This is a genomic window from Kribbella sp. NPDC004536 (genome assembly GCF_042873835.1).
Taxonomy (GTDB): Bacteria; Actinomycetota; Actinomycetes; order Propionibacteriales; family Kribbellaceae; genus Kribbella.
Genome location: NZ_JBIALY010000005.1, coordinates 224,636 through 249,055, shown reverse-complemented (window position 1 = coordinate 249,055; position 24,420 = coordinate 224,636). Strand labels below are relative to the sequence as shown.

Annotated in this window: 18 protein-coding genes; 11 read left to right on the top strand and 7 right to left on the bottom strand. The window is 68.8% G+C overall.

Translation table 11 applies throughout. The features are described 5' to 3' along the window. Position 1 precedes the first annotated feature (1 nt). On the top strand, positions 2–1,270 hold the full coding sequence (locus tag ACFYRU_RS37090) for a hypothetical protein (RefSeq protein ID WP_387667980.1): 1,269 nt from the start codon (positions 2–4) through the stop codon (positions 1,268–1,270). Here the strand turns inward: ACFYRU_RS37090 and ACFYRU_RS37085 are convergent. The 3 genes from ACFYRU_RS37085 to ACFYRU_RS37075 all read right to left on the bottom strand — a co-directional run bounded on the left by ACFYRU_RS37085 (position 1,257) and on the right by ACFYRU_RS37075 (position 6,716). Then, positions 1,257–2,765 carry a fibronectin type III domain-containing protein gene (locus ACFYRU_RS37085; protein ID WP_387667977.1) on the bottom strand — a complete coding sequence of 503 codons (1,509 nt, stop codon included), beginning with the start codon at positions 2,763–2,765 and terminating at the stop codon, positions 1,257–1,259. The two genes, ACFYRU_RS37090 and ACFYRU_RS37085, sit on opposite strands and share 14 nt — an antisense overlap. Before the next feature lie 56 nt (positions 2,766–2,821). Next, positions 2,822–4,351, bottom strand: coding sequence for a fibronectin type III domain-containing protein (locus ACFYRU_RS37080; protein WP_387667975.1), 1,530 nt, complete (start codon positions 4,349–4,351; stop codon positions 2,822–2,824). Positions 4,352–4,484: 133 nt separating this feature from the next. Beyond that, positions 4,485–6,716 carry a LamG-like jellyroll fold domain-containing protein gene (locus ACFYRU_RS37075; RefSeq protein ID WP_387667973.1) on the bottom strand — a complete coding sequence of 744 codons (2,232 nt, stop codon included), beginning with the start codon at positions 6,714–6,716 and terminating at the stop codon, positions 4,485–4,487. Between the two features lie 168 nt (positions 6,717–6,884). Here ACFYRU_RS37075 and ACFYRU_RS37070 point away from each other — a divergent pair, with 168 nt between their 5' ends. Next, on the top strand, positions 6,885–8,489 hold the full coding sequence (locus tag ACFYRU_RS37070) for a Wzz/FepE/Etk N-terminal domain-containing protein (protein ID WP_387667970.1): 1,605 nt from the start codon (positions 6,885–6,887) through the stop codon (positions 8,487–8,489). A gap of 20 nt (positions 8,490–8,509) precedes the next feature. After that, positions 8,510–9,772: an O-antigen ligase family protein gene (locus tag ACFYRU_RS37065; RefSeq protein ID WP_387667967.1), complete on the top strand. Its 1,263-nt coding sequence runs from the start codon at positions 8,510–8,512 to the stop codon at positions 9,770–9,772. On the opposite strand, the gene ACFYRU_RS37060 is transcribed toward ACFYRU_RS37065, so the two are convergent. Together ACFYRU_RS37060 and uxaC are read right to left on the bottom strand one after the other, a co-directional pair. Beyond that, complete coding sequence (locus ACFYRU_RS37060; protein ID WP_387667964.1) at positions 9,758–11,272, bottom strand: right-handed parallel beta-helix repeat-containing protein; 1,515 nt, start codon at positions 11,270–11,272, stop codon at positions 9,758–9,760. The two genes, ACFYRU_RS37065 and ACFYRU_RS37060, sit on opposite strands and share 15 nt — an antisense overlap. Before the next feature lie 29 nt (positions 11,273–11,301). Next, the gene (gene uxaC, locus ACFYRU_RS37055) at positions 11,302–12,726 is read right to left on the bottom strand and encodes a glucuronate isomerase (RefSeq protein WP_387667962.1); all 1,425 of its coding nucleotides are present in this window, start codon (positions 12,724–12,726) and stop codon (positions 11,302–11,304) included. Positions 12,727–12,861: 135 nt separating this feature from the next. On the opposite strand from uxaC, the gene ACFYRU_RS37050 reads away from it, so the two are divergent. Together ACFYRU_RS37050 and ACFYRU_RS37045 are read left to right on the top strand one after the other, a co-directional pair. After that, positions 12,862–13,869, top strand: coding sequence for a LacI family DNA-binding transcriptional regulator (locus ACFYRU_RS37050; RefSeq protein WP_387667960.1), 1,008 nt, complete (start codon positions 12,862–12,864; stop codon positions 13,867–13,869). Further along, positions 13,866–15,242: a mannitol dehydrogenase family protein gene (locus ACFYRU_RS37045; protein ID WP_387667958.1), complete on the top strand. Its 1,377-nt coding sequence runs from the start codon at positions 13,866–13,868 to the stop codon at positions 15,240–15,242. Before ACFYRU_RS37050 ends, ACFYRU_RS37045 begins: the two co-directional genes overlap by 4 nt. Here ACFYRU_RS37045 and ACFYRU_RS37040 read toward each other — a convergent pair. After that, complete coding sequence (locus ACFYRU_RS37040; RefSeq protein WP_387667956.1) at positions 15,239–16,789, bottom strand: right-handed parallel beta-helix repeat-containing protein; 1,551 nt, start codon at positions 16,787–16,789, stop codon at positions 15,239–15,241. The genes ACFYRU_RS37045 and ACFYRU_RS37040 overlap by 4 nt on opposite strands. 147 nt (positions 16,790–16,936) lie before the next feature. Next, complete coding sequence (locus ACFYRU_RS37035; RefSeq protein WP_387667954.1) at positions 16,937–18,655, bottom strand: right-handed parallel beta-helix repeat-containing protein; 1,719 nt, start codon at positions 18,653–18,655, stop codon at positions 16,937–16,939. Positions 18,656–18,715: 60 nt separating this feature from the next. Between ACFYRU_RS37035 and ACFYRU_RS37030 the strand changes: the two genes are divergently transcribed. The 6 genes from ACFYRU_RS37030 (at position 18,716) to ACFYRU_RS37005 (ending at position 24,408) form a co-directional block, all read left to right on the top strand. Beyond that, on the top strand, positions 18,716–19,939 hold the full coding sequence (locus ACFYRU_RS37030; RefSeq protein WP_387667953.1) for a glycosyltransferase: 1,224 nt from the start codon (positions 18,716–18,718) through the stop codon (positions 19,937–19,939). A gap of 40 nt (positions 19,940–19,979) precedes the next feature. Next, entirely contained in the window at positions 19,980–20,435 is a 456-nt protein-coding gene (locus ACFYRU_RS37025; protein WP_387667951.1) for an adenylyltransferase/cytidyltransferase family protein, read from the top strand. Beyond that, entirely contained in the window at positions 20,432–21,157 is a 726-nt protein-coding gene (locus ACFYRU_RS37020) for a CDP-alcohol phosphatidyltransferase family protein (RefSeq protein ID WP_387667949.1), read from the top strand. Before ACFYRU_RS37025 ends, ACFYRU_RS37020 begins: the two co-directional genes overlap by 4 nt. Then, complete coding sequence (locus ACFYRU_RS37015) at positions 21,154–21,570, top strand: adenylyltransferase/cytidyltransferase family protein (protein ID WP_387667946.1); 417 nt, start codon at positions 21,154–21,156, stop codon at positions 21,568–21,570. The genes ACFYRU_RS37020 and ACFYRU_RS37015 overlap by 4 nt, the downstream gene beginning before the upstream one ends. Next, positions 21,570–22,754, top strand: a complete 1,185-nt coding sequence (locus tag ACFYRU_RS37010; protein WP_387667944.1) for a glycosyltransferase — start codon at positions 21,570–21,572, stop codon at positions 22,752–22,754. Before ACFYRU_RS37015 ends, ACFYRU_RS37010 begins: the two co-directional genes overlap by 1 nt. A 151-nt stretch (positions 22,755–22,905) precedes the next feature. Beyond that, the gene (locus ACFYRU_RS37005) at positions 22,906–24,408 is read left to right on the top strand and encodes a S41 family peptidase (protein WP_387667943.1); all 1,503 of its coding nucleotides are present in this window, start codon (positions 22,906–22,908) and stop codon (positions 24,406–24,408) included. Positions 24,409–24,420: the final 12 nt, after the last annotated feature.

Genomic DNA, 24,420 nt, shown 5'->3' with positions numbered 1-24,420 from the left:
GGTGAAGTTCCGGCGGCCGAAGTTACGTCGGCTGGCCGGTCCGGCCGGCCGCGCCACCTGGGGTCTGGCCGACCAGGCCCTCTCCAGCCTGAGCAACCTCGCCGTCGGGGTCGTCGTCGCCCGCTCCAGCACCGTCGCCGACTTCGGCGTCTACGCCCTCGCCTTCGGCGGCTACACCATCGCCCTGAACGTCTCCCGAGCAGTCTCCACAGAACCCCTCGCAGTCCGCCACTCAGGCAGTCGCACCCCCGCCTGGCAACGAGCCGTCCGGGCCAGCACGGCAACCGCTCTCCTCACCGGATTCCTGGGCCTACTGGTCGGTCTGGCGGTAGTAGCCGTTCCGCCCGTCCCATCGAAGGGCGTCCTCATCGCGTTCGCCCTCACCATGCCCGGCCTCCTGCTACAAGACGCCTGGCGCTGGGCGTTCTTCGTAGTAGGCGAAGGACAGAAAGCCTTCGTCAACGACCTGATCTGGCTCCTGGCGATGCTCGCGATCTTCGGCGGCCTCTATCTCACCGGTACGCAGTCCGCGTTCACGCTGACGTTCGCGTGGGGTCTCGGCGCGGTCATCGCCGCGATCGCCGGCCGTTTCCAAGCAGGCGTCGCCCCTCGCCGCCAACTGATCCGCGAATGGGTGCGCCGGAACTGGGACCTGAGCCCCAAGTACGTGGGGGAGATGCTCGCCGTCTCCGGCACCATCCAGGTCTACATGCTCGGTATCACCGCCGCGGCCGGCCTGGTCGCCACCGCGGGTATCCGCGGAGCACAGGTCCTGCTCGGCCCGGTCAACGTACTGAACCAGGGGATCCGGATGATCTCGGTCCCCGAGGCGGCGCGGGCCTTGCGGCACTCGTACCGCCGCCTCTGGCTGGTCGGGCTGGCGATCTCGTTCGGCGTCGGCGCCGGCGCGCTCGCGTGGGGCGCGGTCTTCCTGCTGCTGCCGGCCGTCGTCGGCCGCGAACTGCTCGGTCCGGGCGTCTGGAACCAGGCGCACACCGTCCTGATCCCGGTGATCCTGCTGCAGGCCCTCGGCGCTTCGAACGCGGGCGCGTTCGCGATCCTCCGGGCCCTGACCGCCGCCACCCGCGGCCTGCGCGTCCGGCTGATCTCGTCGGTCGTACTGATCACCTGCGGGATCACCGGCGCGTACCTGTGGGGCCCGAAGGGCGCGGCGTGGGGGCTGGCCGGAGCGTCGTTCACCACACTGCTCCTCTGGTGGAACGAAGCCCACCGAGCCATCGCCGCGCACCGCCGGCTCAGCGCACCTTGATGGTGGCGTAGCTGCCGCGTACGACGTGATGCCCGTCGTAGACCTCGATCCGGTAGGCCTGGGTGGTGCCCGACGGCGCGGCCGCGTCCGTGAGGACGATGGTCGGGCGGTACCAGAACGCGGAGCTGGCTCTGGTGCTGGCGACGACCGTGTTCGCCGTACCGCGGAGCAGGAAGTAGGTGAGCCGTACGTCGTCCTTGTCGAGCGACGTACGGACCGTGGCGTTGACCCGGTGCGCCGCCGTACTGGACAACGTCGGTGCCGCCGGACGGAGCGGTGCGGCGCCGGGCCCGAGGTTGGTGAACCGGGTCAGGCCCTGCTGCCCCGCGCCGTTGACCGTGGTGAAGTCGCCGCCGACCCACAGGTCGCTCCCGCCGCTGGTCGCCACGAGCGGGCCGACCAGCGTCGGCGGCCCGCCGTTCGTGTCCGGGAACCACGGCCCCAGCGTGCCGGTCGCCGGATTCTGCAGCAGCAGGAAATGTGTGCCGCTGCCGTCGGCGAACGTACCGGGACAGCTGTGTGCGTGCGAGCCCTTGAACAGCCAGCCATTCACCATCGCCAGCGCCTCGGTCGCGCCCAGGCAGTTGCTCTTCCAGAGGAGCTTGCCGGTGGCAACGTCCGCGGCCCAGGTCCCGTCGAAGCAGCCCCAGCCGTCACCGGCGTCGGCGAAGAACACCCGGCTCCCGGACGTCTCGATGTCCTTCACCCGCGAGGTGCATGAACTGTTCGGCAGCGGTACGGCGGACGCTGCGGGGAACGGCAGCACCGCACCGGTCGAGGTGTTGACGCTGGCAACCGCCCAGTGGTTCGCGCCGCGGACGGTGCCGAACGTCCCACCCAGGTAGACCCGCGAGTTGTCGTCGGCAACGTCGATCGCGTAGACGTCGTCGTCCGCGTCCGGGTCCCACGGCAACAGTGCGCCGGTGACCGTGCTGATCGCGGCCACCCGGTTCCGGGTCACGCCGTTCACCAGCCCGAAGGAGCCGCCGAAGTACAGGCTGTACCGGCCGATCGCGAGCGCCTTCACCCGGTACGAAACCTGCGGAGCGATGTTCGCGACCAGCCTGCCGGTCGCTGTGTCGAAGGCGGCGATCCGATTCCGGACCAGACCGTCGACGCGGGTGAAGTCGCCGCCGACGTACACCCTGGAACCGTCGGGTGAGGCAACGATCGCCCAGACGAACCCGTTCAGGACATGGTTCATCGCGGCGTCGAGAGCACCGGTGCTCTCGTTGAACGCGGCCAGATAGGTCCTGGTCACTTCGCGCGTGCCGGCCGGCGCACCCGGCGGACGAACCGTGGTGAACCGGCCGCCGACGTACACCTTGCCCTTGGCAACGGCCAGCCCGAGCACGCTGGCATCGGTCTGCCAGCTCGAGGCGGCGACGGCGGTCAGCCCGGCACCGGTGCTCGACGCGGGCTGCGCCGGCAGTACTGCCAGCACCCCCAGTACCAGACCACCGATGCCCAACGCAACAAAGAGTCGTTTCCCCATGATCGACACCCCCAGTCACCAAGCTACGACTGGGGGTGCCGATCGGGAAGAGCCAGTTACGGGATCTTGATGCTGGCGGAAGCGCCCTTCATGATGTTCCGCCCGTCGTGCACCTCGACGTGGTACGAGTACGTCGAACCGCGCTTGAGGCCGCGATCCACCACCTGGTAGGTCTTGCGCGGCTGCCAGAAGTACGTCGTCAGCTTCTGCGAGCCGACGTTCAGCGAGCCCCGGAAAACGTTGTACGTCAGCGTCAGGTTGTCCAGGTCGTACGAGTCGCCGTACGTCACGTACACCCGGCCGGCCGACGTGGCGGACAGCGTCGGAGCCTTCGGTACGGCCGGAGCCGCGCCGCCGGGCGTGTTCGTGAACCGGGTGATGCCGACCTGGAGCTGGCCGTTCACGTGCAAGAAGTCGCCGCCGACCCACAGGTCGGTGTCGGTGCCGGCCATCGCCAGCGGGCCGACCTTCGTGGTGCTCTTCGGGTTCGCGTCGGTGTTCGGGAACCAGGACCCGAGGTAGCCGTTGACCGTGCTCTCGACCAGCAGGTAGTGCGTGCCGGTGCCGTTGCCGAAGCCGTTCGGGGTCGAGGTGCAGTCGTGCGCGTGCGAGCCCTTGTACAGCCAGTTGCCGATCGCCTTGATCGCCTCGGTCGCGCCCAGGCACTTGTTCTGCCACAGCAGTTTGCCGGTCGACACCGAGGCGGCCAGTACGCCGTCGTAGCAGCCGGAACCGTCACCGCCGTTGGACACGTACACGTTGTCGCCGAGGGTGTCGATGTCCTTGACCCGGGTGGTGCAGGTCGCCGTCGGCTTCGGGATCGCCGCGGCGGCCGGGAAGTCGAAGGCCGCGCCGGTGGTGTTGTTCAGCATCGCCAGCGAGTAGTGGTCCTTGCCGCCGATCGTGCTGAACGGTCCGCCGACGAAGACGCGGGTGCCGTTGTCGGACACGTCGACCGCGTACACGTCCGAGTTGGCGTTCGGGTTCCACGGCAGCAGGTCGCCCTGGATCAGCCGGACCGCGCCGAGCCGGTTGCGGACCACGCCGTCGATCTTGCCGAACGCGCCGCCGATGAACACGCTGTTGCCGTAGATGGCCAGCGCCTTCACCCGGGCCGCGACGACCGGGTCCCAGGCGGCGACGAGCTTGCCGGTGGCGACCGAGAACATCGCGATCTTGCTTCGCCGGACCCCGTTGACCATGGTGAAGTCGCCGCCGATCACGACCCACTTGCCGTCCGGGCTGGTGGCGATCGCGTACACCGGACCGTTCAGTACCGGTGCGAACGCGGTCGGCGCGCCGGTCGTCCGGTTGAACGCGGCGACGTACGAACGCTGCGTCTCCGGCGCCTGTCCGGACGCCTTGCCGGGCTGGCGGAGTCTGGTGAACAGACCGCCCGCGAACACGGTGTTCCCGGAGATCGCCAGCGCGTTCACGCTGTTGTTCGTCTGCCACGACGGCTGCTTGATCGCTGACACCGCCGTTGCGAATCCCGGGGTGGCCGCCTGCACAGGCGGTCCCGAGGGGATCAGCGCCGCGGCGAGAACGGCCGCTGCGGTGACAAGGGCCAGCACTAACTTCTTCATTTATGTCCTAACACAGGCGGGGCCTCACAAGCGCATGCCTCATCACGCGCCAGCGTCGGACACTAGCGCTGCAGGAGGCCCACCGGAAGCGGACCTCCTGTACGCGTTATGACTTTGTGCCAGAGAGCCCTTTTCACCTGGCCGCGTAGTGAGACTGCACCTGCAACGGCGAGAGCGCGTACGGGTAGACCGCCGCCTCGTCGATGCCCATACCGGTCTGGGTCGCTCCGGCCCCCGGCCACGTGTATCCCAGGTCGTAACCGACCCGCCACCATCCGTAGTAGACCGACGCCGGACCCACCAGCGCACTGCCGCTGAGCACGCCGTCGACGTACAGCTTCATCGCGCCAGTGCCGGTCGTGGAGTCGTACGTACCGACGACGTGGTGCCAGTTGCCGTCGTTGTTGCCCGACGGACTGGTCAGCGTCTGCTGCGCGCCGTCGTCGACGCCGAACACGATCGAGCCGTTCGTCCGCATGTACAGCATCCGGTCGCCGCCACTTCCGCTGTTCGCGGTCTTGGAGTTGCCGAAGCCGATGATCCGGCCGCCGCGACCGAATCCGCTCTGCTTGACCCAGGCTTCGACCGTGAACTGCTGCGGCATGCTGTACGCCTTCTCGCCGACCATGCGGCCGGTGGTGGTGCTGGTGGTCATCGCGGTGTCGCCCGCGATCGCACCCGCACCACCGAGCGTGACACCGGTGAAGGTGCCGTTGTTGCTCTGTCCGGAGGAGTCGACCGACGTGGTCGTGCCGGCCGGCTCGCCGAGCCGCCAGTACGCCTGTGGGCCGTCCGCCTTGACGAGCTGGTCGTACGCCGTGGACGCGGTCGAGGCGACCGTGACCGGGTCCGAGTAGTTGCCGCGGACCGTCGTACTGCCGTCGGTGACCTCGACGCGGTAGTTCGTCACGTCGCCCGGCGCCGAGGACGTGTCGGTGTAGCTGAGCCACGGCTGGCTCCACGGCGTGGACTTGGCGGTCCAGGTCGCGATCGTCGTGTTGCTGAATCCCTTGAGCAGCCGGTACGTCAGCGTGCTGTCGTCGTTGTCGACGACGGTGGGGAAGTGGATCTGCACGACGCCGGGCTGCACGCTGTACGGCAGCAGCTTGGCGGGCTTGGCCGGTGCCGCACCTGGTCCGGCGTTGGTGAAGTGGGTCAGGCCCTGTTGCGCGACGCCGTTGACGTGCAGGAAGTCGCCGCCGGCCCACAGGTCGCTGCCGCCGGTCGCGAACGCCAGCGGACCGACGTTGGTGACGCTGTTCGGGTCGGCGTCGGTGTTCGGGAACCAGGGCCCGAGCGTGCCGTCGGTCAGCTTCTCGGTCAGCAGGAAGTGGTAACCGAAGCCCTGCGGGAAGCCGCCCGCGCCCTGGTTGGCGCAGTCGTGCGCATGGGAGCCCTTGTACAGCCAGCCGTTGACGACCTTGACCGCTTCGGTCGCGCCCAGGCACTGGTTCTTCCACTTGAGCGTGTTGGTGGCGATGTCGACCGCCCAGGTGCCGTCGAAGCAGCCGCCGCCGTCGCCACCGTTGCCGAAGTACACGGTGTCGCCGCTGGCGTCGATCGTCTTCACGCGGGTCGTGCAGGAGCCGTTCGGCGGCGGCACGGCGGAGGCGCCCGGGAAGGGCAGCACGGCGCCGGTCACCGGGTCGAGGCTGGTCACCGTGTTCTGGTTGGTGCCGTTGACCGTACTGAACTGGCCGCCGGCGTACACCTTCGACGCGTCGTCGGCCGCGTCGACCGCGTACACGTCGCCGTTCACGTCGGGTGCCCACGGCAGCAGCGTGCCGGTGTCGGTGGTGACCGCGGCGAGCCGGTTGCGGGTCAGGCCGTTCACCAGGCCGAACGAACCGCCGAAGTACACCGTCGTCCCGGAGACCGCGATGGTCTTCACCCGGTACGACACCGAGGGCTTCCAGTTCGCCACCAGGTCGCCGGTGGCCGTGTCGAAGGCGGCGATCCGGTTCCGGGTCTGGCCGTCGACGGTGGTGAAGTCACCGCCGACGAAGATCCGGGACCCGTCCGGCGAGGCGGCGACCGCGTAGACCTGGCCGTTCAGCACCGGGTTGAACGTGCTGACCAGTTCGCCGGTCGTCTGGTCGAAGGCCGCCAGGTATGCCTGGCCGACCTCGCCGGTGCCGGCCGCGGCGCCCGGCGGGCGGACGCTGGTGAAGCGGCCGCCGGCGTACGCCTTGCCTCCTGCAACCGCCAGCCCCTGCACGCTGGCGTTGGTCTGCCAGGTCGAGCTGTTGACCGCCGAGAGCCCTGTCTCCACGCTCTGCGCGGGTGGTGCGATGAGCAGCGTTCCTGCGATTGCCAGTACGGTCCCGGCGATCCCCAGCCGCGTGAACAGCCGTCGTTTCGTCAATGTCCCCCCTAGGACACAATCCGGCGCCGCCGCGCGGCGCCGTACCCCAGTTCTTCAGTTGAAGCTCCCCTGGAACAGAGAGTAGGGCACGAGAGCGAGATCGTGTGCGCAGGGCGCCCGGACCTGTGGATATCCTGGGTCGCTGGCGTCGATCGGATCGAGGTACGAATGGAACCGGGCACTGTGGTCTGGCGGGAGACCGCTCAGTCACTGTTGCGGCAGAAATGGCTCATCCTGGGCTGTGTCCTGCTCGGACTGCTCGGCGCGTCGGTGTTCGCGCTCTCCCAGACGATCCGCTGGACCGCGTCCAGCCAGCTGGTGATCGGCCCGGCCGTACCGCCCGCGCTGGTCGGGAAGCTGTCCACCGGCGCGGACAAGACCGGCCCGCTCGGGATGGACCTGCCGGCCGAGACCCAGGCCCGGGTGATGGCCAGCCCGACCCTGCTGGCCGCTGTGGTGAAGTCGCTCGGCATGCCGAACAACGACCAGACCATCCAGGACCTGGCCGCGGTCACCCGGGTGAAGGCGGTCACCGACAACGCGTACCTGGTCACCACCGACGGCCCGACCGCGCAGAAGGCGGTCGACCGGGCGAACGCGATCGCCACGATCTACCTCGCCCAGCGCAACAGCGAGGCCAAGGCGCTCCTGACGAACCTGGCCGAGCAGGCCCAGGGCCGGTCGAAGACCGCGACCCAGCAGTCGCGCGGTCTGGCCAGCCAGATCGACGAGGCCGTCGGCCGGGGCGACAACCAGACCGCGGCCGCGCTGCGGGACCAGCGGGTCACGCTCGCGACCGAGGCTCGGCAGGCCGCGGACGACGCCGCCGCGATGCTGAAGGCGCTGTCCACGGTCGGCGCCGGCAGCGAGCTGGTGACGCCGGCCACCACCGACACCGCCACCTCGTCGCCGATCGTTGCCCGCGACATCCTGGTCGGCGGCATCCTCGGCCTGGTGCTCGGCTTCGGTCTCGCGCTGCTCCGGTCGCACCTGACGCCGTACATCCTGACCCGGGACCAAGCGGCGCGGGCCGCCAGCGCCCCGGTGATGGCCGCCTCCGAGGGGCATCGCCGCCGGTTCTGGCAGCGGTCCGCCCCGGAGCTCCCGCAGTACGAGATCACCGCCCTCGGCGCCGAGGCGAGCGGCGCGCTGGCCCGGCGCGAGCTGAACCCGCGCGCGATCGCGGGCGGCAGCCCCGGCGCGCTGCTGGTCGTGTCCGCGTCCCCGACCCCGAACTCCGCCGGTATCGCGCTGGCGATGGCCGAGGCGAACGCCCGCGACGGCCGCGAGACCCTGCTGGTACTGGCCGACATCGAAGGGACGCCGGTCCTCCCGCACCTCACCGGCCACGAGGGGCTCACCGACCTGGTCAACGAGCCGGCCGCGACCCGCGCGATCCGCGCCCGCAAGCTGTTCCGTCCGGGCACGGTCGCCGATCTGTACGTACTGCCGCCCGGCCTGAACCACGAGGAGACGGCCGAAGCCGTCGGCCCGTCGCTGGTCCCAGGGATCGTCGCGGACCTCCCCCCGGGGTACTCGGTTGTCGTCCACGGCCCGGCCTCGGTCGGACGGCACGGGATCAGCCCGCTCGCTGCCGCCGTCGACGCGTCGGTGCTGGTCGTCCAGGTCGGCCTCGACAAGGAGATGGACGTCGCCCGGCTGACCGGCGCACTGCAGTTCGCCGGCGCCCCGGTGCTCGGTGTCGTGCTGATCGGTACGGCGTCGCAGGACGAGACACTCGGCATCCCGCTGAACTACAAACCGCTGGACTGATGTCTGTGTCACTCGGGACATTGGCAGCACCTGTTCCGGGCACGGTCGAGAACACCGACGAGCGACCGGCCTGGTTCTGGTTGCTGCTGTGGTGCCTGTTCGTCCTCGGCGTACAGCCGTGGTCGTCGCGGGTCGCCGCGCCGCAGGGCACGACCGGGTCCACGAACAGCATGGCCAAGGGCCTCCTGCTCGGCGCGGTCTTCCTGGTTGCATTCGCCGCGACCAAACCCGGTTTCCGCACCCGGGTGAGCCCGGCCAGCATGCTCTACGTCATGTACGTGCTGTTCGCGTGCGCGACGGCGTTCCTGCTGGCCGAGCCGATGGGGCCGCTGACCCGGCTGGCGCGGTTCATGATCGGGCTGGTCTTCGTCTTCCTGCTCTGGCGGCCGTTGATCCAGGTACCGGAGCGGCTGGTCCGGGCCCACCTGTGGGCCCACCTGTTGCTCGGGGCAACCGTCGTGCTGAGTCTGGCGTACGCGCCGTCGCAGGCGTGGCGGCCGCTCAGCTCGCTCGGCACCGGGTCCCGGCTGCAGGGTGTCATCATCCCGATGCTGCCGCCGCGGGTCGGCGAGGTCGGCGCGATCATGCTCGGGCTCGCGCTGATCGGGCTGCTCTGCCGCAAGCTGTCCGCGCTGCCCGCGTTCGCGCTGATCGGCCTCGGCGGCGTACTGATCGCGGCCAGCCGGACCCGGACGTCGGCCGCCGCGGTCGCGTTCGGGCTGGTGATCGCGCTGATCATCACCCGCAAGACCTGGCTCGGCCGCTTCGCCTGCCTCGCCGTACCGGGGCTCCTCGGGCTCGCGTTCCTGACCATCGGTTCGCTGCACACCTGGCTGCTGCGCGGCCAGGGCACGCGCCAGATCACCTCGCTGAGCGGCCGGACGACGAGCTGGCACGCGGTCGTTGACGAGAAGGTGTCGACGCAGACCGCGATCATCGGCCACGGCCTCGGCAACAAGCGGATCCTGCTCACCCGCGGCGAGGGCGACGTCGACGTGATGGCGATCGACAACAGCTGGCTCAGTCTCTATTGGGAGACCGGGCTGCTCGCGGTCGCGATCGTCGGGCTCGCGCTGATCCTGGCGTGGGTGTCCGTGCTCCGCGCGCCCACGCCGTACGTCCGGGCCTGTGGCGCGCTGCTGCTCGGGTACGTGACGGCCGCCTCGCTGAACGAGAGCGGCTTGTCCGACCTGTCCTCGATGACCGTGCACCTGCTGGTCGCCGCCGCGATCTGCGACGCCGACCGGCTGCGGCATCGAAGACGCGCGTTAGCTGCTCACTGAGTCCTGGTCGAACCCGGACTGCTGCCACTGCGACCACGTCAGCGTCCTGCCCCGGTACGCGAACTTGTCGGCGCCCTGGTAGCTGTTCCGGCGGAAGGTGATCGCACCAGGCTGCGTCGGCGACTTCTTGTTCTCCACCACGCCCAGCGACGCCGCCGGGTCCGTCATCACGAACAGGTTGCCCTCGACCAGCACGTTGCTGAGGACGTACGTACCGCGCGGGCCCTCGCCCCGGGTCCGCGACTGGATCGACAACGCGTTCCGGTTGTCCTTGATCAGGTTGCCCCGGACCTGGACGTCGGACGACGTGTTGACGTTGATGCCGCCGCCGTCCCAGAGCGTGCCGCCGGAGCCGCGGCCGGTACCGAAGCCGTTGTGCTCGACAACGTTCTGGTCGATCACGCCGGCGTAGCTGATCTCGTACCGGATGCCGTCGGCGGCGTTGTCCCGGATCCGGTTCCCGGTGATCCGCCGGTCGTACTCGGCGATGTCGCTCCACATCCCGATGCCGCGGTTCGCGACGATGTCGTTGCCGCTCACCTCGCCGGACGACCGGGTCGACTTGATCCCGCCGGACTCCCAGTCCGCGATCCAGAACCCGTCGGTGTTGTTCCGGGTGACCAGGTTCGCGCTGATCCGGACGTCCGCCGACCGGTACTGGCCGATGCCGAGCTGACCGTTGTCCGCGACTGTGTTGCGGGACACCTCGGCGTGATCGCCCTCGATCACCATGATTCCGACGGCGTGGTTCCAGCGGACCTCGTTCGACAGGACCTTCCAGCCAGGACCGGCCTGCAGCGCGCCGGCCTGCGGGCGGCTGGCGAAGTGTTCGATCGTCAACCCGGTCACGGTCACGTTGTCGGCCGACTTGTCGATCGCGGTCTGCGTACGCGACAGCTCTGTCACATGGCCTGCCGGATCGTCTCCGATGTAGACGGTGTTCGTCGTGTAGTCGCCGTAGAACGTGCCGGCCTTGACCTGGGCGAGGCTCATCACCCGGGTGAGGTGCTTGCCGTCGAGGAACAGCTGCTCACCGAGCTGGCACGGGTTAGTCTTGCTGTCCTCGCACTGCCCTTTGAGCTTGTACGCCGCCGGCAGCACGCCGCGCACCGACCAACTCGTACCCGCATGCTTCCAGCCGCTGAGCCTGACTGCCCCACTCAACACCGCACCCGGTGCGCCACCGAGCGTGTCGCCCGCTTTGGGCTGAACCGCACGCGTCAGCCGATGCACCCCCGTGGCGAAACAGAACGTCGTACCTTCGGCCGCAGCGTCGATCACCGGCTGCGGATCCGTGCCAACCGGTATCGCCGTACCTGTGCACGGTTTCGCCGTACTCGGCCCGGTCGGCCCAAGCACGGCGACAGCCGCAGCCGGGGGAGCAGTGGGGACGGTGACGGTTACCACGGGTGTGGGCGCGGGACCTTTGCCCGAGTTCGACGAACAGCCCGCCACCAGCAACACCGCGGCTCCAGCAGCCGCGACGGCCCCACGCCTCATCGCAATCCTCTCCACAAGATTGCGTGAGACTACCTGCTGGACAGGTACGTGTCCTTGGCCAGGTCGTAGGCGAGGGCTTTTGCGACCTGTAGTGCGTCGTCCTCGTCGAGGCGGTGTTGGACGACGAGGTTCGCGAGGAAGCCGGCGTCGATCCGGCGGGCCAGGTCGTGGCGGGCGGGGATCGACAGGTACGCGCGGGTGTCGTCGACAAAGCCTGAGGTGTTGTAGAAGCCGGCCGTCTCGGTGACGAGCTCGCGGAAACGCCTCATGCCGTCCGGACTGTCCAGGAACCACCACGGCGCTCCGAGCCGTACGGCCGGGTAGACACCGGCGAGCGGCGCGAGCTCACGGGAGTAGACCGTCTCGTCGACGGTGAACAGCACCAGCCGGAACCCGTCGACGTGCCCGAACCGCTCGAGCAGCGGCCGCAGCGAGCGGGTGAACTCGGTCGCGACCGGGATGTCGTGACCCTGGTCCGGCCCGTACGTCGCGAAGATCGCCGGATCGTGGTCCCGCAGTACGCCGGGGTGCAGCTGCATCGCCAGCCCGTCCTCGGCCGACATCACCGCGAACTGGTACAGCATGTGCCCCGCGAACGCCGCGGCGTCCTCCGCCGTCACGTCACCCTTCAACGCGCCCGCGTAGATCCGCGCCGCCTCGGCGTCCGTCAGCGGTGTGGCGGCCGCGCTCAGATGACCGTGATCGGTGGCCCGCGCGCCCGCTTCGATGAACCTCTGGCGGCGCTGGCGCAGCGCTGCCAGGAAACCGTCGTACGTGGTGGTGTCGACGTCGGCCAGCTTGCCGAGCTGCGCGATCAGGCCGGGCCAGCCGTCGCGGTCGACGTGCGCCACGGCGTCCGGGCGGAACGTCGGGATCACCCGGCCGGGCAGGTCCTTGTCCAGGCTCACGTGCTGCGCGAGGTCGTCGGTGGCCGCGTCGGTGGTGGAGATCAGCTCGATGTTGAACCGGTCGAGCAGCGCGCGCGGGCGGAACTCCGGCTCGGCGATCCGGGCCATGATCTGGTCGTACAGATGGTCGGCCGTTTCCGCGGACGGGTGGACGTCCAGGCCGAGGACCTCGGCGAACTCGTGCTCCAGCCAGTACCTGCTCGGCGTACCGAGGAAGAGGTGCCAGTTGGCGCAGAACTCGCGCCAGATGTCACGCGGCTGTGCGATCTCTTGGGCTGTGTGCTTGCCGTCGCGGCGGGGGAGGCCGAGCTTGCCGGGGGAGACGCCCTGGGAGATCAGCATCCGGGTCACGTAGTGGTCCGGGACGACCAGCAGCTCGGCCGGGTTGCCGAACGGCGCGTCGGTGGCGAACAGCCCGATGTCGACGTGCCCGTGCAGGCAGAGCAGCGGCAGGTCCTTCGTCGAGGCGTGGATCCGGCGCGCGACGTCGCGGGCCGGGCCGGCCGGTAGGGCACGGTCCGGGTGGGGCTGCAAGGCCTTCGGCATCTGTCCTCCGAGTGAGCGATCTCTGAAACAGGCACTGCAAAGGATTGCAGTCATGTCTTGGCGCCACAATAGCCGGGTTCTTGACACAGGCTGCAACCGATTGCAGAATCCTGCCCACCGGCAGAGGAGATGTGTGTGGCGGCGACGATTCGGGATGTGGCTCGGTTGGCCGGGGTGTCGGCCTCGACCGTGTCGCGGGCGTTGTCGTTGCCCGGGATGGTGAACGCCGGTACCCGCGCCCGGGTCGCGGCCGCCGTCGAGCAGCTCGGGTACGAGCCGAACCGGGCCGCCCGCGGCCTGATCACCGGCCGGACCGGGACCATCGGACTGGTCGTGCCGGATCTGGCCAACCCGTTCTTCGCCGGCCTCGCCAAAGGCGTGCAGGCCCGCGCCCGCCGCCACGACGTCGCGGTCTTCGTCGCGGACACCGACGAGGACCCGGCCGCCGAGGCCGGCCTGGTCCGGGCGCTGTCCAAGCAAGTCGACGGCGTCGTACTGTGCTCGCCGCGCGCGACCGACGCCGAGCTCGCCGCGATCGCCCAGGACACGACTGTCGTACTGGTCAACCGCGCCGCCGAGGGCCTGCCCGGGATCAACTACGACAACGAGGACGGCATGCGGCAGGCCGTCGCCCATCTCGTTGCCCTCGGCCACCGACGGATCGCCTGGGTCGGCGGACCCGCGTCCTCCTGGTCGACCCAGCACCGCGGCGCCGGGCTCCGGAACGCGACCGAGGCGCTCGGCGCCCAGCTGGCACCGGTCGGCAACTTCGCCCCGACGTACGAAGGCGGTATGGCGGCCGCGGACCAGGTGGTCGCGACTGGCGCGACCGCGGTGGTCGCGTACAACGACCTGGTCGCGATCGGCCTGCTCGCCCGGCTGGACAGCCGCGGCCTCTCGGTGCCCGCTGACCTGAGCGTGGTCGGGGTCGACGACATCGCGATGTCGCGGATGGCCCGGCCCGCGCTGACCACGGTCCGGCTGCCGAAGCAGGAGGCCGGGCGGCTCGCCGTCCAGCTGCTGCTGGCGATGCTCGAGGACCCGGAGGCCGCACTGCGACCACACGGGGACCTGCACGGGGAACTGATCGTCCGGGACTCGACCGGACCCGCACCACAACCAGCGAAAGGTGTTCGCGCTTGACCAGGCTGAGCTTCACCAACCTGCCCGTCGCCCCCGCGGTCGACCCGAAGGCGCTGTCGGTCGGCATCGTGCACCTCGGGATCGGTGCGTTCCACCGCGCCCACCAGGCCGTCGTCACCGAACGCGCGGCGGTCGAAACCGGCGAGACCCGCTGGGGGATCACCGGGGTGAGCCAGCGCTCCACCACGGTCCGCGACCAGCTCGCGCCCCAGGACGGCCTGTACTCCGTGCTCGAACGCGGTCTCGGCGATCCGTCGATCCAGGTGATCGGCAGCATTCGCGACGTACTCACCGCACCCGAGGACCCGGAGGCCGTGGTCGCGCGGATCGCGGACCCGGCGGTGTCGGTGGTGACGCTGACCGTGACCGAGAAGGGGTACCGGGCCGCGGGCGACGGGCTCGACCTGGACGACCCCGAGATCCGGGCCGACCTGGCCGGCCGGCCGCCGCGTACGGTCGTGGGCCAGTTGGCGGCCGCGATCACCCGCCGGGACGAACCGCTGACGATCCTGTCCTGCGACAACTTGGTTGCCAACGGCCCGTTCCTGCGCAAACTCGTGACCGACTACCTCGAGGCGCTCGGCAAGGTCCCGCCCGCGTTCGAGGGCACTCGGTTCCCGGCCAGTATGGTCGACCGGATCGTCCCCGCGACGACCGACGCGGACCGCGACGACGCCGCCCGGATGCTCGGCGTACGCGACGAGGCCGTGGTGGTCGCGGAACCGTTCCTGCAGTGGGTGATCGAGGACGAGTTCGCCGGCGCGCGGCCCGCGTGGGAGCGCGGCGGTGCGGTGCTCACGTCCGACGTCGCGCCGTGGGAACAGGCGAAGCTGCGGATGCTCAACGCCACCCACTCGATGCTCGCCTACCTCGGCGCGCTGCGCGGCTACGAGACGATCGCGGAGGCGGTCCGCGACGAGGAACTGGGCGGCCTCGCGCGACAGTTGATGACCGAGGACGTCATCCCGACCCTGACCCCGCCCGACGGTCTCGACCTGGCGGCGTACGGCGCCACCGTCCTCGAACGCTTCGAGAACCCGGCCCTCAAACACCGCACCCGCCAGGTGGCCATGGACGGCTCCGTCAAACTCCCGGTCCGCATGCTCGGCACGGTTCGCGACCGCCTGGCCACCGGCGCCGAACCCAACCTGATCTCGCTCGCCGTCGCGGCCTGGATGGTCTACGTCCTCCGCACCCCCGACCTGGACGACCCGCAAGCCGCCCGCCTCCAAACCGCCGTCGCCAACATCACCGACCCGACCAAACTGGTGGACGCCCTGCTATCCGTAGAGACCGTCTTCACCCCAGACCTCCGCAACTCCGAGCCCTTCCGCGCGCTTCTCATCAACCACGTAACCGCCCTCACCCGCTAGCTCTCCGGAAGGATGGTGAGGATGCCGGTGGGGTCGAGGACTGCTTTGCCGAGGGTGAAGAGGCTGGACGTGTCCTGGCCGGTGGACTGCCATTGCTTGGCGGTGTACCACTGGCCGGCCTTCTGGAACCGTTCGGCGCTGAGGCTGTCGAGGATGTAGGAGTTGTCGTTCATGGTGACCTCGCCGGCCGGGATCGCGGCGCCCGAGTTCTGCACCATGCCGGTCGCCGCGGTGCCGCCGCGCATCGTCACCTGGTTGCCGGAGACAACGATGTCGCGGAGGACGTTCGGCCCCCACGGGCCGGAGCCGCGGGTCCGGGACTGGATCGCGATCCCGTTCACGTTGTTCGCCACGACGTTGTCGCGGACCTGCACGTTCGACGACGTGTTCACGTTGATCCCGCCGCCGTCCCACAGCGACGTACCGGAACCCCGGCCGGTGCCGAACCCGTTGCCGCTGACCACGTTGTCCTCGATCACGCCGTTGCGGCCGATCTCGTAGCGGATCCCGTCCGCCGCGTTGTCCACGATCTGGTTGTCGGCGAACGTCCGGCTGTCGTCGTACGCATCGCTCCACAGCCCGATGCCGAGGTTGTCCGCGATCAGGTTGCCGCTCACCGAGCCGCCGCTCGACCAGGTGGTCTTGATCCCGCCCGACTCCCAGTCGGCGATCCAGAAACCGTCGGTGTTGTTGCCGCTCACGTCGTTGGCGCTGATCGTGCCCTTCAGCGTGCTGTACTGCCCGACGCCGAGCTGCCCGTTGTCGTGGATCCGGTTCTGCTCGAGGACGGCGTTGTCGGCGTTGATCAGCATCGCGCCGACGGCGTGGTTCCAGCGGATGTCGTTCGCGTACACGTGCCAGCCGAGCCCGAGGACGATCGCGCCGCCCTGCGGGGGAGTGGCGAAGTGCTCGATCGTCAGCCCGCGGACGATCACGTTGTTGCCGCCGGGCTCGATCGCGGTCGGCGTACTCGACATCTCGATCGTGTGCCCGTACGGCGAATCGCCGAGGTAGACCGCGTTCGCCGCGTAGTCCGCATAGAAGGTGCCGGAGGCAACCTTGTCCCGGGACGCCACCCGGGTCAGGTGATCGCCGTCGCGGAAGACCTGCTCGCGGAGGTAGCAGATGTTCGCCTGGTTGTCCTCGCACTGCCCGGTCTGCGGGTACGCCGGCGGCAACGCCCCAGTGGTCACCCAGGCACGGCTGAGCCCGGTGCTGTTCGACGGGGACCAGCGGGTCAGGCGGACCGAGCCGGTGAGTACGGCGCCTCGGTCGCTGGCCAGGACCTGGTTCGCCTTCGGGTGGATCGGCGCGCTGATCCGGTGCAGTCCGGCGCTGAAGCAGAACGTCGTACCGGCCGGAGCTTCGTCGACGATCGCGGCCGCGTCGTCGGTGGTGCCGATCGGGACGCCGGTGCAGGCGGGCGCGAGCGCGGGGCCGGTCCGGAACGTCCCGTCCCGTGGCGGCGGTGCGCTGTTCGCAGGCAGGGGGCCGACGGCAACCAGACTGGTGCCGACGACAACGACTGCCAGAAATGCTGTTTTCATAGCGGAGCCTCCGGTGGCACAGGTAGCCCTGAGCGCACCCCCCATGGCGCGGCTTCGCTACGCAGGTTACCCCTACGTCACGTAGTCATGGCAATACGTAGCGCACAAATGTGTTGCGAAAGGCAACCGAACGACACCGGGATCGGGTCAGTTCGCGAGGAAGCTGCCGACCTTGTCGAGCCCGGCCTGACGCCAGCCGGCGGCGGTCAGTTTGGTGCCGAACCGCGCGAACCGCTGGGTGCCGAGGCTGTCCAGCACGTACTTGTTGCCGCTGAACACGACCTCGCCGGCTGGTATCTCGGCGCCCGAGTTCTGGACCATGCCGGTCGCCTGCGTACCGGAGGTCATCTCGATGACGTTCCCGCTCACCTGGACGTCGCGCAGCAGGTACGTACCCCACGGCCCGGTGCCGCGCGTCCGCGACTGGATCGTGACGCCGTTGACGTTGCCGGAGACCCGGTTGCCCTTGATCGTGACGCCGGTCGAGGTGTTGACGTTGATCCCGCCGCCGTCCCACAACGACGTACCCGAGCCGCGGCCGGTACCGAAGCCGTTGCCGGTGACGGTGTTGCCCTCGATGGTGCCGTTCCGGCTGATCTCGTACCGGATCCCGTCCGCGGCGTTGTTCACGATCTGGTTGCCGGCGATCACCCGGCCGTCGTCGGCGACGTCGGCCCACATCCCGATGCCCTTGTTGGACTTGATCACATTGCCGCTCACGGTCCCCGACGAGCGGGTGGACTTGATTCCGCCGGACTCCCAGTCGGCGATCCAGAAGCCGTCGGTGTTGTTCGCGCTGATCACGTTCCGGGTGACGGCGGCCGCCGCCGAGCTGTACTGCCCGAGGCCGAGCTGCCCGTTGTGGTGGATCAGGTTCCGGTCGACCGTCGCCTTGTCCGCGTCGACGAGCATGACGCCGACCGCGTGGTTCCACGACACGTCGTTCGCGGTCACCTTCCAACCGGGCCCGGAGACGAGCGCCCCGGCCTGCGGTGCGCTGGCGAAGTGCTCGATCGTCAACCCGCGGACAACCACGCCGCGGGCGTTCGACTCGATCGCGGTCGCGGTCTTCGACATCTCGACGTCCCGCCCGGTGGGGTTGCTGCCGAGGTAGATCGCGTTCGCCGCGTAGTCGGCGAAGAACGTCCCTGCCTTCACCGCCGCGGCGCTCGCGACCCGCGTCAGATGCGTGCCGTCGAGGAACAACTGCTCCCGCAGATAGCAGATGTTCGCCTTGTTGTCCTCGCATTCGCCGCTCTTGCCGTACGCCGCCGGCAGCGCCCCGCGGATCACCCACGCCGACCCCGAGCGGACCCAGCCGCTCAACGGAACGGACCCGGTGAGCACGGCGCGCTGCGCGCTCGCGAGGACCTGGTTCGCCTTCGGGCGGATCGTCGAGCTGATCCGGTGCACCCCGGCGGCGAAGCAGAACGTTGTACCGGCCGGCTTGGAGCTGACGATCGATGCCGCGTCCTGGCCGGGCTTGATCACCACGCCGCTGCAGGGACCCGCGACGGCCGGACCGGCCTCGCCCGAGGTCACAACTGGCGGCTTCGGCGGCACGACCGGCTTCGTGGGTGTCGTGGTGGTGGAGGTCGGGGTGGGCTTGCCCGTCGGATGTGGCTTCGGCGACGAGCTACCGGTCGAAGTACCACTAGGCTTCGCGGTCGGCTTGGACCCGCGCGGAGCCGGTGTGGAACCTGCCTTGCCCGGCCGGTGGGAGGGCAGCACCCGGCCCGCTGCCTGCTCCGACTCCTGGAACTTCGCCGTCGTCGTTGCCTTGTTCTCGTTGGCGATCACGGGCACCGCGACCGCGACGACGGTCAGCGCTCCGGCAACGAGCGCCGCCGACCACAACTTCCTCAATGCACTCTCCTGGGAGCGGGCGAGACCAGGCGTAGTTACTGTGGGACTTAAGGTAGTGCTATGCGGGTCGCAATGCTGCACAACCGTTACCGGACCGGTCAACCCAGTGGTGAGAACACCGTTGTCTCGCAAACGGTTGATTTATTGGATAACTCAGGACATGAAGTCGAGTTGTACGCCCGAAACAGCGACGACATCGCCGATCTCGGCCGGAAAGATCGCGCGCTGTTACCGTTTCGCTCCGTCTGGTCATTTTCGGCGGAACGCGATTTAACACAGCTATTGCAAGCGCGGCGGCCCGATGTGGTGCACGTCCACAACACGTTCCCGCTGTTCAGCGCGTCCGTGCTGCGCGCGGCGTACCGCCTGGATCTCCCGGTCGTGGCGACACTGCACAACTTCCGCCTGCTGTGTGCGAACGCGGTCCTGCAGCGCGACGGCCGGCCGTGCGAGTCCTGTATCGGCAAGCTGCCGCTGGCCGCGGTACGGCACGGCTGCTACCGGGAGTCGCGTGTCCAGACGTTGCCGCTGGCGACGAGCATCGGCGTCCACAACACCTTGCACACCTGGCAGCGGTACGTCGAAACGTTCGTCGTACCGTCCGGGTTCGTCCGGGACCGGTATGTGGCGGCCGGCTTCGACGCGGAGCGGTTCGTGGTGAAGCCGCACGCCGTACCGCACGAAGGCCCGACTCGCGAAGGTGCCGGCGACGCGGTGGTGTTCCTCGGGCGGCTGAGCGAGGACAAGGGGTTCGCGGATCTCCTGCAGGCATGGGATTCCTCGCTCGGGCGACTGATTGTCGTCGGCGACGGTCCGTTGCGCGCGGCGGCCGAGGAACAGGCCCGCAAAGACCTGTCGATTCAGGTGCTCGGTCAACTACCGTGGGCGGACTGTATGGATGTGCTGAGATCCGCGCGCGTCGCCGTCGTACCGGCTCGTTCGTATGAGACCTTCGGACTCGTGGTGGTAGAGGCTTTCGCGCACGGCGTACCGGTGGTCGCATCCCGGCTCGGCGCGCTGGCGGAGCTCGTCGACGACGGGGAGACCGGGGCACTGACCGAGCCGGGCGATCCGGAATCGCTGCGGAAGGCGATCGGGTTGGTGGCTGATCCCGTGACTTCGATAGCCTGCGGCGAACGAGCCCGTGAGGTCTACCTGGAACGCTTCACTCCGGAGCGTGACGTGGTGGCCACGGAAAGGATCTACACCGATGCGATCGCCCGGCACGCCGCCCGCGGCCGGTCGCTCACGGGACGTTGGGCGGGTCGTGCCCGCCGCGGATAGAGTCGCGCTGGACGCGGGGGGCAGCGTCCGGCAAGAGGAAGTGCAGGAGTTCGTGTTGGGGGAGAGCAGTTTGCTACGCAGCGGATGCGTCGCCGGGGTCTTCGACCTGTTCCACGTCGGGCACCTCGACGTGCTCGAGCGGGCCCGCCAGTTCTGTGACCGGCTGGTGGTGGCGGTGCTGTCCGACGAGTGGGCGCTCGAGGCGTGGGGCGGGCGCCCGTTCGTACCGTTGCTCGAGCGGGCGCAGATCGTCGAGCACCTGCGCTGTGTCGACGAGGTCGTAGCCGTCGACGACGTACGGTCCGGCTGGCTGACCGGCGTACTGGGGGTACAGACCGTGTTCGCTGCCGGCGGCACGGACGGCGTGCTGGGCGTGGACGAGCTGGCCGGGGTCCCGGCCGGGCTGGTCACGGTCCTGCCGGCCGGCCGGAGCTCCCGCAGCCCGATCCTGCGCGCCGCGATCGACCAGCGGCAGTCACGCAGCTCGGTCGCATGAGCGGGCTGCGGGACACTGTCGCGCGACTTTCCCAGGCGCAGAAGCCGTCCGCAGGTACTCCGGCGTACTCGCGGTTCGTGAACCGCCGGATCGGCCGGGTGTTCGCGGCCGCGGCCTTCCTCGCGGGGCGGACGCCGAACCAGGTCAGCCTGGCGTCCGGGTTCTGCTCGCTGATCGGGATCGTGCTGGTGGCAACCGTCCGGCCCTCCTGGTGGCTGGCCCTGCTGGTGACCGCGCTGCTCGTGCTCGGGTACGGCCTCGACTCCGCCGACGGGCAGCTGGCCAGGTTGCGTGGCGGCGGCTCGCCGCTGGGGGAGTGGCTCGACCACATGATCGACGCGGTGAAGATCGTGCTGCTGCACAGCGCCGTACTGATCTCGTTCTACCGCTTCGATGCCTTCAGCAATCATCTCGTGCTGCTGGTGCCGCTGGCGTACGTGTGTATGTCGTCGGTGCTGTTCTTCGGGCTGATCCTGATCGACCAGCTGCGCCGGCGGCACGGCGCGGCCACGAAACCCAACGAGCGTGGGGATTCCGTGGTCAAGTCGTTGCTCATCGCACCGACCGACTACGGCGTACTCTGCCTGGTCTTCCTCGCGTTCGGCGCGCCATCGGTGTTCGTCGTCCTGTACGGCGCGCTGCTCGTCCTGAACCTGCTGTTCCTGGCCGCCGCGGTCGGGAAGTGGTACCGCGAGATGGCCGTCCTGGGGGTGCGGGCATGACGATCGTCGGCTACGCGCCCGGGGTGTACGACATGTTCCACATCGGCCACCTGAACATCCTGCGCCGCGCCCGCGAGCACTGCGACCACCTGATCGCCGGCGTCGTCGAGGACGACGTGGTGACCCGGATCAAGGGCCGCCCGCCGGTCGTGCCGCACGACGAACGGATGGACGTGATCCGGGCGCTCGACCTGGTCGACGAGGTGATCAGCGACTGGTCCAGCGACAAGTTCGAGATGTGGCAACAGCTCCGGTACGACATCCTGTTCAAAGGGGACGACTGGAAGGGAACCGAAAAGGGGACCAGACTGGAACGGCTGCTGGGTGAGGTCGGCGCACAGGTGCACTACTTCCCGTACACCGCCTCCACCTCCAGCACCGATCTGCGCAGGCTCCTGGAGGGGATGAGCTGATGCCTGGCCGGCCGAAAGTACTGCTGAGCGCGTACGCCTGCCGGCCGTCGGGCGGGTCCGAGCCGGGCGCCGGGTGGGCGTGGGCGAAGGCCGCGGCGCGCGACCACGACGTCTGGCTGCTGACCCGGGGCAAGTTCGTGCACGAGATCCACGAGGAGCTCGCGGCCCGGCCGGTGCCCGGGCTGACCGTCGTACCGCTGGAGCTGCCGCGGTGGATCCTCCGGCTCCGCCGACGGCCTTCGGACGTGTACTGGTACTACCCGTTGTGGCAGGGGCTCGCCCGCCGGACGGCGCGGGAGCTGCATGCGCTGCACTCGTTCGACGTGATCCATCATCTGACGTTCGCCGTGGACTGGATGGGCGCCGGGGTGGTCGAGCAGTCGTCCGCCAAGGTGATCTGGGGTCCGGTCGGCGGGTCGACGACCGCGCCGCTGTCGATGGCGCACTGGCTCGGCCCGCGGGGCGTCGTGGGCGAGCTGGTACGGCGGGTCTACACCGGTGTACGGCGCCGGCTGACCGGGCGGCGGATGGCGCAGACGGCCGACCTGATGGTTGCCCAGAACAACGATGTCGCGGAGGCGTTCGCGCCGTACGCGCGGCAGATCGTGGTCCAGCCGAACGTGGCGATCCGGCGCTTCACGGCGTCCGGGCCGTACGAGCCGTTCAACGCGGAGGTGAAGACCGCGCTGTTCGTCGGGCGGTTGATCCCGTGGAAGGGCGTGCTGCTGGCGATCAGTGCGCTGGCGCGTCCGGAGGCGGCCGACTGGGAGCTGCGGATCATCGGCGACGGTCCCGACTGGGGACGCGCCGAGAGCCTCGCGTGGCAGTTGGGTGTGCGGGACCGGGTCGAGTTCATGGGCGCGCTGCCGCGCGAGGAAGTACTGGCCGCGATGTTCCGCGCGGACGCACTGCTGGCTCCCGCGTTCCGGGAGGCCGCCGGCTGGGCCGTCACCGAGGCCCTGGCCTCCGGTTGTCCGGTCGTGTGCGTGGACCGCGGCGGCCCCGCCGTCATCGTCGGCCCCGACGAAGGCGTCACCGTCCCGTGGCGCGGCGACGTAGTAGGCGGCCTGGCCCACGGTCTCTCCACCCTCACCGGCCGCATCACCCCAGTAGACCGCTGGGGTCCCGACCGCCTCCCAGACCTCCTCTCCGCCTGGTACACCCCCGCCCGCGTATCGCGCTGAGCGCAAATTCAGGATGGCGTCAGGCCTGATTCAGATGTACGTCATGCAATGGATCTGCTTTGGGGTCGCGGCCGCGATGCACACCGATTCGTAGCAGAGACGAGGTGGCGTTATGAGGCGCGGTTTGGTGGCACTAGCATCGGCATGTGCAGTGACACTTGCGTTCATTCCAACAAGCACGTCGCAGGCGGTGATGCCGCCCGAGCGAATGATGACGTCGGCAAGTGAACTCACGAGTATGACGCCTGCGGAGTTGCAAGCGGCAATCGACAGTACCTGGGGCGAAGGGTTGTCGACGACCCGAAAACTTGAAATCTTCGACACTTTCTGGAACGCGATCGATCAGACCTACGCAGGCTTCAACGGCATCGAGCAGGTCGATTGGACCGCCCTGCGCAACCAGTACCGCCCCGAGGTGGCCGCCGGCGTCAGCCGCGGTCGCTTCGCAGGGATCATGAACGCGTTGGCGCTGCAGCTGCAGGACACCCATGCCTTCGCCGCCGACCTGACAGTCAACTTCCGCACTCCGCCAGCCCCCGGAATTCCGTTGCTCTGGACTGGCCCGTGGATGTCGAACACCTTCGGAGCTTGCACTACAGCGATGGACGATGGGTCGGCCCTGATTTATCAGGTGGCGCCAAACCATCCGCTCGGCTTACAGCCGGGTGACCGGGTTCTGGGGTTCGATGGGCATCCCTGGTCGGAGCTCTACCCAGGCCTGCTGCAGCAGGGACTACCGCTCTACCTGAACAACATCAACGGCGGCGGTGTCGCCCGAGGCTCGACGGCGGCGTCCATAAACCACATCTGGACAGCGTCTGGGCCGATGAACTGGCATCTCTACGACACGATCGATGTCGTCAAGCATTCGACCGGCTCCGTTGTGCATCTGTCGACAGCCCCCCTTGCCAGCTTGCCCAACGCCGGCCAGTGCACTGAGCAGCTCGATATCTCCGGCGTTTCCAAACCGCTGTGGAGGCAGACCACTCCCAGAAACGCCGTTTCCTGGGGAATCATGCCTGGCACCCGAATTGGTTACATCTATGTGTGGGGATGGTCCGGAGACGCGGGCACCAAGTTCACTCAAGCAATCGAGGAGCTGACACAGAACCAGCAAACGGATGGGCTCATCGTCGACTTCCGCTACGTCGAAGGCGGTAATCTGTTCCTGAGCTATCCGGGATTGGGTATGCTGTTCGACGGTCCTCGAGCCACCATCAGGTTCGATGTTCGCAAATACCCGGACGAGCACTTCACCTTGAAGCCTGGTTTCGACGCCCAACCGTCGTACTACGTGGTTGACAATGACGGTGACAGCCGCTCCTACGACAAGCCGATCGCAGTGCTGACCGGACCGGGAGCGGTCAGCTCAGGCGATGACGTGGCGCTGTTCATGACGTACCACCCGAGGGTAAGGACCTTCGGCAAACCGACCAATGGGGGCTTCGGTGCACCGGACGCGGTGTCTTTGGATCCGGACTGGGTCGGGCTTGTGAACGATTACGAGGGCCATCGAGTCAACACTCCGCATTCGTATCTCACGCATACGGGATTCCCTGTGGACCAGGCAGTCTGGTTGACGCCTGATGACGTGGCCGCGGGCCATGACACTGTGGTTGATGCGGCGGTCAACTGGATCAACAACGGCGGCTGATTGACATGCGGT

What these genes read in the sequence shown, in the direction of transcription:
- ACFYRU_RS37015 (WP_387667946.1), top strand. Translation starts at nt 21,154, where the DNA reads ATGACGATCGTCGGCTACGCGCCCGGGGTGTACGACATGTTCCACATC.
- ACFYRU_RS37010 (WP_387667944.1), top strand. Translation starts at nt 21,570, where the DNA reads ATGCCTGGCCGGCCGAAAGTACTGCTGAGCGCGTACGCCTGCCGGCCG.
- ACFYRU_RS37070 (WP_387667970.1), top strand. Translation starts at nt 6,885, where the DNA reads ATGGAACCGGGCACTGTGGTCTGGCGGGAGACCGCTCAGTCACTGTTG.
- ACFYRU_RS37030 (WP_387667953.1), top strand. Translation starts at nt 18,716, where the DNA reads ATGCGGGTCGCAATGCTGCACAACCGTTACCGGACCGGTCAACCCAGT.
- ACFYRU_RS37080 (WP_387667975.1), bottom strand. Translation starts at nt 4,351, where the DNA reads ATGAAGAAGTTAGTGCTGGCCCTTGTCACCGCAGCGGCCGTTCTCGCC.
- ACFYRU_RS37020 (WP_387667949.1), top strand. Translation starts at nt 20,432, where the DNA reads ATGAGCGGGCTGCGGGACACTGTCGCGCGACTTTCCCAGGCGCAGAAG.
- ACFYRU_RS37085 (WP_387667977.1), bottom strand. Translation starts at nt 2,765, where the DNA reads ATGGGGAAACGACTCTTTGTTGCGTTGGGCATCGGTGGTCTGGTACTG.
- ACFYRU_RS37060 (WP_387667964.1), bottom strand. Translation starts at nt 11,272, where the DNA reads ATGAGGCGTGGGGCCGTCGCGGCTGCTGGAGCCGCGGTGTTGCTGGTG.
- ACFYRU_RS37040 (WP_387667956.1), bottom strand. Translation starts at nt 16,789, where the DNA reads ATGAAAACAGCATTTCTGGCAGTCGTTGTCGTCGGCACCAGTCTGGTT.
- uxaC (WP_387667962.1), bottom strand. Translation starts at nt 12,726, where the DNA reads ATGCCGAAGGCCTTGCAGCCCCACCCGGACCGTGCCCTACCGGCCGGC.